Annotated in this window: 5 protein-coding genes and 1 pseudogene; all 6 read left to right on the top strand. The window is 63.9% G+C overall.

What is annotated here, in order from left to right:
• Window positions 1–17 precede the first annotated feature (17 nt).
• Window positions 18–3461: pseudogene (gene rpoC / locus VKF82_07750) on the top strand (DNA-directed RNA polymerase subunit beta').
• 364 nt (window positions 3462–3825) lie between these two features.
• Entirely contained in the window at window positions 3826–4506 is a 681-nt protein-coding gene (locus VKF82_07755; GenBank protein ID HME81957.1) for an HAD family hydrolase, read from the top strand.
• Between the two features lie 311 nt (window positions 4507–4817).
• Entirely contained in the window at window positions 4818–5255 is a 438-nt protein-coding gene (gene rpsL / locus VKF82_07760; protein ID HME81958.1) for a 30S ribosomal protein S12, read from the top strand.
• 57 nt (window positions 5256–5312) lie between these two features.
• Entirely contained in the window at window positions 5313–5783 is a 471-nt protein-coding gene (rpsG, locus tag VKF82_07765; protein ID HME81959.1) for a 30S ribosomal protein S7, read from the top strand.
• Between the two features lie 5 nt (window positions 5784–5788).
• Window positions 5789–7912, top strand: a complete 2124-nt coding sequence (fusA, locus tag VKF82_07770) for an elongation factor G (protein HME81960.1) — start codon at window positions 5789–5791, stop codon at window positions 7910–7912.
• 13 nt (window positions 7913–7925) lie between these two features.
• Window positions 7926–8065: GTP-binding protein (locus tag VKF82_07775; GenBank protein ID HME81961.1), on the top strand; the 140-nt coding region annotated here is incomplete at its 3' end.

Below are 8065 nucleotides of genomic sequence, written 5' to 3' on the forward strand. Positions count from 1 at the left end.
GGATGGATCGGAAGTAAATGGTAGACGTAAACAATTTTGACGCGATGCGCATCGGGCTGGCCAGTCCGGAGCAGATCCGCGCGTGGTCGTTCGGCGAGGTCAAGAAGCCGGAGACCATCAACTACCGCACGCTCAAGCCCGAGCGCGACGGCCTGTTCTGCGAGAAGATCTTCGGTCCGACCAAAGACTGGGAATGCCACTGCGGCAAGTACAAGCGCATCCGCTTCAAGGGCATGATCTGCGACCGCTGCGGCGTCGAGATCACGCGCGCCAAGGTGCGCCGCGAGCGCATGGGCCACATCGAGCTGGCGACGCCGGTCTCGCATATCTGGTATTTCAAGGGCGTGCCCAGCCGCATCGGCATCCTGCTCGACATGTCGCCGCGACAGCTCGAGAAGGTGATCTACTTCGCCGCGTACATCGTCATCGATCCCGGCGGAACGCCGCTGCAGAAGCGCGAGATCCTCACCGAGCAAAAGTACCGCGAGTACCGCGACAAGTACGGCGGCGCGTTCCGTGCGGGCATGGGCGCCGAAGCCGTGCGCGAGCTGCTGCGCGACCTGCACCTGCACCGCCTGCAGGAAGAGCTGCGCAAAGATTATCTCGAGACGAGCGGCCAGAAGCGCATCAAGGCGATCAAGCGCCTTGAGGTCGTCGAGTCGTTCTTGCACTCGGGCAACAAGCCCGAGTGGATGATCCTCTCGTCCGTGCCGGTCATCCCGCCCGAACTGCGCCCGATGGTGCAGCTCGACGGCGGCCGCTTCGCCACGTCCGATCTCAACGATCTGTACCGGCGCGTCATCAACCGCAACAACCGCCTCAAGCGGCTGCTCGAGCTGTCCGCGCCCGAGATCATCATCAAGAACGAGAAGCGCATGCTGCAAGAAGCGGTGGACGCGCTCATCGACAACGGCCGGCGCGGCCGCCCCGTCACCGGGCCGAACAACCGCCCGCTGAAGTCGCTCTCGGACATCCTCAAAGGCAAACAGGGCCGCTTCCGCCAGAACCTCCTGGGCAAGCGCGTCGACTACTCCGGCCGTTCGGTCATCGTGGTCGGCCCCAACCTGCGGCTGCACCAATGCGGCCTGCCCAAAGAGATGGCGCTCGAGCTCTTCAAACCGTTCGTGATGAAGAAGCTCGTCGACCGCGGCCAAGCGCACAACATCAAGAGCGCCAAGCGCATGGTCGAGCGCGTGCGACCCGAGGTCTGGGACGTGCTGGACGAGGTCATCAAGGACCATCCGGTGCTGCTCAACCGCGCCCCGACGCTGCATCGCCTGGGGATCCAAGCCTTCGAGCCGGTGCTGGTCGAGGGCAAGGCGATCCAGATCCATCCGCTGGTGTGCACGCCGTACAACGCCGACTTCGACGGCGACCAGATGGCCGTCCACCTGCCGCTCTCCGCGGGCGCGCAGGCGGAGGCGCGCATCCTCATGCTCTCGAGCAACAACATCTTGCAGCCGTCATACGGCAACCCGGTGTCCATCCCGACGCAAGACATGGTGCTGGGCCTGTATTACCTCACGATCGATCCGAACGTGGCGGGCGCGCAGGCCGCGAAGGAGCGGCGCGACGACTCGACGCACGCGCGCGCGTTCTTCAACGCCAAAGAGGCGCAGGTCGCGTACGATCTGCACGCCATCTCGCTGCACGAGTCCATCAAGGTGCGCTGGAAGGGCCAGCTCATCGAGACGACGATGGGCCGCGTCATCTTCAACCAGGCGTTCCCGGAGAACTGGAACCACCCGTTCGTCAACAAGACGATCGACAAGAAGGGCCTGACGGCGCTCATCGCCGACTGCTACCGCCACTACGGCAACGCCGAAACGGCGAGCTTCCTCGATCAGATCAAGACGCTCGGCTTCCGCTTCGCGACGATCTCGGGCACGACGGTGTCGACGATGGACATCGTCATCCCCAAGAAGAAGGCGGAGCTCATCGCCAACGCCGACGCGCAGGTCGCGTCGATCAACGAGCTGTATCGTTCGGGCCTGTTCTCGGACGACGAGCAGTACACTAAGACGATCGACGTCTGGACCAAGACCGGCGAAGAGGTCACGCAGGCGATGCTCCAGGAGCAGGACCAGCTCAATCCCATCTTCATGATGGCGACCTCGGGCGCGCGCGGCTCGATCGCGCAGGTCAAGCAGATCGCCGGCATGCGCGGCCTTATGGCCGACCCGTCCGGGCGCATCTTGAGCATCCCGATCAAGGCCAACCTCAAAGAAGGCCTCACGGTGCTTGAGTACTTCATCTCGACCCACGGCGCGCGCAAGGGTCTGGCCGACACCGCGCTGCGCACGGCAGACTCGGGCTATCTGACGCGCCGCCTGGTCGACGTCGCGCAAGACGTGATCGTGCGCGAAGAGGACTGCGATACCGACGAAGGCATCACGGTCTCCGACATCGCGGTCGGGCGCGAGATCATCGAACCGCTGGTCAACCGCATCGTCGGCCGGCACGCGTTCGCCGATATCGTGAACCCGGACGACAAGCGCGACGTGATCGTCAAGCGCGGGGAGGAGATCAAAGAGGATGCGGCGTCGCGCATCATCGCGGCCGGCATCAAGACGGTGGGCATCCGTTCGGTGCTGACCTGCGAAGCCAAGGTCGGCGTGTGCGCGGTCTGCTACGGCCGCAACCTCGCGACTGGCGGCAAGGTCGACATCGGCGAAGCGGTGGGCATCATCGCGGCGCAGTCGATCGGCGAGCCGGGCACGCAGCTCACGCTGCGCACCTTCCACACCGGCGGCGTGGCGTCCGAGGACATCATCACCGGCCTGCCGCGCGTCGAAGAGCTCTTCGAGGCGCGCAAGCCCAAGGGCCAGGCGATCATCACCGAAGAGAGCGGCAGCGTCCACATCCAAGAGGACAAGGGCATCCGCGAGGTCGTGGTGACCGACGCCGAGGGCGAGGAGCACATCTACGAGATCCCGTTCAACGTGCACCTCACCGTGCACGACGCCGATCGCGTGGATGCGGGCGACCAGCTGATCGAAGGCTCGGTCAATCCGCATGACATCCTGCGTATCAAAGGCGAGACGGCGCTGCAGAACTACCTCGTGCAAGAGGTGCAGAAGGTCTATCGCAGCCAGGGCGTGGACATCAACGACAAGCACATCGAAGTGATCGTGCGCAGCATGCTGCGCAAGAAGAAGGTCACCGATCCGGGCGACACGTCGCTGCTGCCCGGCCAGATGCTCGACAACGAGAAGTTCGAAGACGTCAACGTCAAGGTCGCGGCCGATGGGCGCAAGCAGGCCGAGGCGGACACGGTGCTGCTCGGCGTGACCAAGGCCTCACTGGCGACCGAGTCGTTCTTGTCGGCGGCGTCGTTCCAAGAGACGACGCGCGTCCTGACCCAAGCCGCGATCGAAGGCAAATACGATCCGCTGCTCGGGCTCAAGGAGAACGTGATCATCGGCAAGCTCATCCCTGCGGGAACGGGCATGCCGAAGTATCGCGGGGTCGAGGTATGGGGCAAGGGCCAGCCGCGCTATCGCGAGGTCGACATCTTCGGCGAGCCGGAGCTGCCGGCGCCGGCCGAAGTGCTGCCCGAATCCGAGAACGCGTTCGAACGGGCAGCGGAGCTCGCGTCGGCGATCGCGGTGGCCGAGCCGGCGCCGATCCTGTCGGATGGTCCTGCGACCGAGAGCGAGACCAGCCACAGCACGGCGCTCGCGGTCGAAGCGCCGCCCGAGCCCCCGCAGGTCACCGAACTCGACATGTAGCGGTCGAGTTTACTCGACCGAGCCGGCCGAATCCGGCGAATGTGGTCCCGCGCTCGAGAGCGCGGGACTTTTTTTCCGTCTGGACAAGTCCGCCATGGTGAAGATCGAAGCGGTACTCTTCGATTTCGACCACACGTTGGGCGTCGACGGGAAGCTCGAGGAAGAGGCGCTGCGCGAAATCGCGCTGGCGAATTGCCCCATCGCGCCCGGCGATGAGGCCGTGCAGGCAGTGCTGCATCGTTTTCGGTACGAGCCCGGGGTGCCATTGGGAACGGCGGTCGGCGACGGTCTGCGTTCGTGGGGCTGTCCGCAAGACAAGATCGATCGCGCGGTGGCGACCTTCCGCGCTCGCTCGCTCGAGCTTGCGCCCTCGCGCGTGAAGCCGATGCCAGGCGCCCCCGAGATGCTCGCACGGCTCGCTGCTCTGCGTATGCCGCTTGGCATCTTGAGCAATGGCTGGACGCAGCTGCAGCATCTCAAAGCGGAGATCATCGGCTTTCCCGGGCCGGTGGTCGCGTCCGAAGAGATCGACGCGTGGAAGCCGGAAAAGAAGGCGTTCGAGATCGCGGTGGCGCGCTTCGCGATGAACGCCGCCACCACGATCTACGTCGGCGACAACCCGCAGGTGGACGTCGCCGGCGCCAAGGCCGCCGGCCTCCTCGCCGCCTGGGCCGATCTCGAAGGCGCGTCATATCCGCAGGGTGTCACGAGACCGGACTTCGCGATCACCGACCTGGCGCAGCTTCCCCCGCTGATCCAGCAAGCAGGCATCTAGGCGGCAACGTCTTTGACCTGTAAGCAGTGCCGGCGGCAAAAGAGCCTCCCGCGGCTTGACCGCGGCCGTATCCTTTTGATAGAATACGTTGGTTGGGCGGGTGTCCCCACGGGCACCGTACCACCATCCGAACCGGCCCAGGCGCTCAGGCGCCTGCCGGGAGGAAAAAAATCCCCGGAGGTTTGCTCCCCACCCCTATAAGAGACTAAACTAGGCTCCAAGGCGGGACACCCCAGGGAGAGGCAGCGGCGCAGCGCGCGCGTTGTCTTCTTTGTTTTCTACAGACACGTCGACGGTCACGAGGGGTTGTTTTGCCGACAATCAGTCAGTTGGTGCGCCGCGGGCGCGAAAAGGTCAAGAAGAAATCGAAGTCGCCGGCGTTCCTGGTCTCGCTGACCGGAGCCAAGCCCGGCCACCCCGACCTGCCGCAACGCACCAAGACGATCAAGAAGGGCAACCCGCAACGCCGCGGCGTGTGCACGCAAGTCAAGACGATCACCCCGAAAAAGCCGAACTCGGCCCTGCGCAAAGTGGCGCGCGTGCGCCTCACCAACGGCATCGAAGTCACGGCCTACATCCCCGGCATCGGCCACAACCTGCAAGAGCACTCGGTGGTGCTCATCCGCGGCGGCCGCGTGAAAGATCTGCCAGGCATCCGCTACCACATCATCCGCGGCACGCTCGACACGCAAGGCGTGCAGAACCGCAAGCAGTCGCGCTCGAAGTACGGCGCGAAGAGACCGAAGTAAACGGTCGAATAAATTCGACGGTCGAATAAAGTCGACCGCTACATTAAAAAGGAAGATATGCCTCGCAAAGGACCTGCGCCGAAGCGCCAAGTGCTGCCCGACCCGCGCTACAACTCGCGGACGATGGCACGCTTCATCAATAAGATCATGCTCCGCGGCAAGAAGAGCACCGCGGAAGGCATCGTCTATGGCGCGTTCGATATCGTGCAGGGCAAGACCAGCAAAGACCCGATGGACGTGTTCACGCAGGCGCTCAACAACGCCATGCCGCTCATCGAAGTGCGGCCGCGCCGCGTCGGCGGTGCGACCTACCAAGTGCCGATGGAAGTCCGGCCTGACCGCCGCCAGGCGATGGGCATGCGCTGGCTGATCCAGTTCGCGCGCTCGCGCCCGGGCCGTACCATGGCCGATAAGCTCGCCGCTGAGATCATGGACGCTGCCGGCAACCAAGGGCAAGCCGTGAAGAAGCGCGAGGACACGCATCGCATGGCCGAGGCGAACAAAGCGTTCGCCCACTACCGCTGGTAACGCAGATGAAGACCGCTCCACGCATACAGGACGTCATGGGAAGACAATACTCGATCGCGCAGACGCGCAACATCGGCATCGCCGCGCACATCGACGCGGGCAAGACGACGACGACCGAGCGCATCCTTTTCTATACCGGCCGCACGCACAAGATGGGCGAAGTCCACGAAGGCGCGGCCACCATGGACTGGATGGAGCAAGAGCAGGAGCGCGGTATCACGATCACGTCCGCCGCGACGACGTGCATTTGGCGCGACACGCGCATCAACATTATTGATACGCCCGGCCACGTGGATTTCACGGTCGAGGTCGAGCGCTCCATGCGCGTGCTCGACGGCCTCGTCGCATTGTTCGACGCGGTGGCGGCCGTGCAGCCGCAGAGCGAGACGGTCTGGCGCCAGGCCAACAAGTACAAAGTGCCGCGCCTGATCTTCATCAATAAGATGGATCGCACCGGCGCCGACTATTACAACGCCGTTGCCAAGATCCGCGAACGCTTGGGCGCGCGCGCGGTGCCCGTGCAGCTGCCCATCGGCCAAGAAGACAAATTTCAGGGCTTCGTCGACCTCTTGAGCGAGACGGCCACCATCTATACCGACGATCTCGGCAAGACGATGGAGCGTGCCGAAGTCCCGGCCGACATGAAAGAGACGATCCACAAGTACCGCGCCGAGCTGATCGAAGCGGTCGCCGAGACCGACGAGCATCTCACCGAGAAGTTCATCGAAGGCAAAGAGATCCCGGCCGACGAGATCCGCAAGGCGCTGCGCGCCGCCACCATCAAGGGCATCGTCATCCCGGTGCTGTGCGGATCGGCGTTCAAGAACAAAGGCGTCCAGCCGCTGCTCGACGCGATCGTCGACTATTTGCCGTCTCCGGCCGATCTGGCCGACGTGCAAGGCGTCGACCCGGACCACCCGGACAAGATCGTCACGCGCAAGCCCAGCGATGACGAGAAGTTCTCGGCGCTGGCATTCAAGATCATGACCGACCCGTTCGTCGGCAAGCTGACGTTTTTCCGCACGTACTCTGGCACGCTCAAGGCCGGCTCGTACGTCTACAATTCGAACAAAGGCAATCGGGAGCGCATCGGGCGCATCCTGCGCATGCACGCCAACCACCGCGAAGACGTCGAAAGCGTCGAGGCCGGCGATATCGCCGCGGCGGTGGGCCTCAAGAACACGACGACCGGCGACACGCTGTGCGACGAGAAGTTCCCGATCATGCTCGAGAACATCACGTTTCCGGAGCCGGTGATCAGCCAGGCGATCGAGCCGCGCACCAAAGCCGATCAGGAGAAGCTCGGCCAGGCGCTGGTCAAGCTGTCCGAAGAGGATCCGACCTTCCGCATGTACACCGACGAAGAGACCGGACAGACGATCATCTCCGGCATGGGCGAGCTGCACCTCGAGATCATTGTCGATCGCATGCTGCGCGAGTTCAAGGTGGCGGCAAATGTCGGCAAGCCGCAGGTCGCGTACAAAGAAGCGATCACCAAGACCGTCGAAAAAGAGGGCCGCTACATCCGCCAGACCGGCGGCAAGGGCCAGTACGGCGATGCGTGGATCCGCTTGGAGCCGCTGCCGCCGGGCTCGGGCATCGAGTTCGAGAGCGAAGTGGTCGGCGGCGCGATCCCCAAAGAGTTCATCAAGCCGATCGAGCAGGGCGTGCGCGAAGCGGCGCTGGCGGGCGTGCTCGCCGGCTATCCCGTGCTCGACTTCAAAGCGACGGTGTTCGACGGTTCGTACCACGACGTCGACTCGAACGAGATGGCGTTCAAGATCGCCGGTTCGATGGCGTTCAAAGAGGCCAACCGCGCGGCCGGCCCGATCATCAAAGAGCCGATCATGTCGGTCGAAGTGGTGACGCCGGACCAGTTCATCGGAGACGTCATCGGCGATCTTGCCGCACGGCGCGGCCACGTCAAACACCAAGAACCCGAACCGGGCGGCGCGCAGAAGATCACAGCGACCGTGCCGTTGTCGGAGATGTTCGGCTACGCGACCGACCTGCGCAGCCGCACGCAAGGGCGCGCGACCTATACGATGGAGTTCGCGCATTACGCGCAAGTGCCTAAGGGCGTGGCGGAAGAGATCATCGCCAAGAACACCGGCAAGAGCGCCGATTAGGAGACGATAGGAAATGGCCAAAGAGAAATATCAGCGCAACAAGCCGCACGTGAACATCGGCACGATCGGTCATGTGGACCATGGCAAGACGACGCTGACGGCGGCGATCACCAAGGTGTTGTCCGAGGCGGGGACGGGGACCAAGAAGCTGGT

The organism is Candidatus Eremiobacteraceae bacterium (assembly GCA_035314825.1).
In the GTDB taxonomy this organism is placed as follows: domain Bacteria; phylum Vulcanimicrobiota; class Vulcanimicrobiia; order Eremiobacterales; family Eremiobacteraceae; genus JAFAHD01.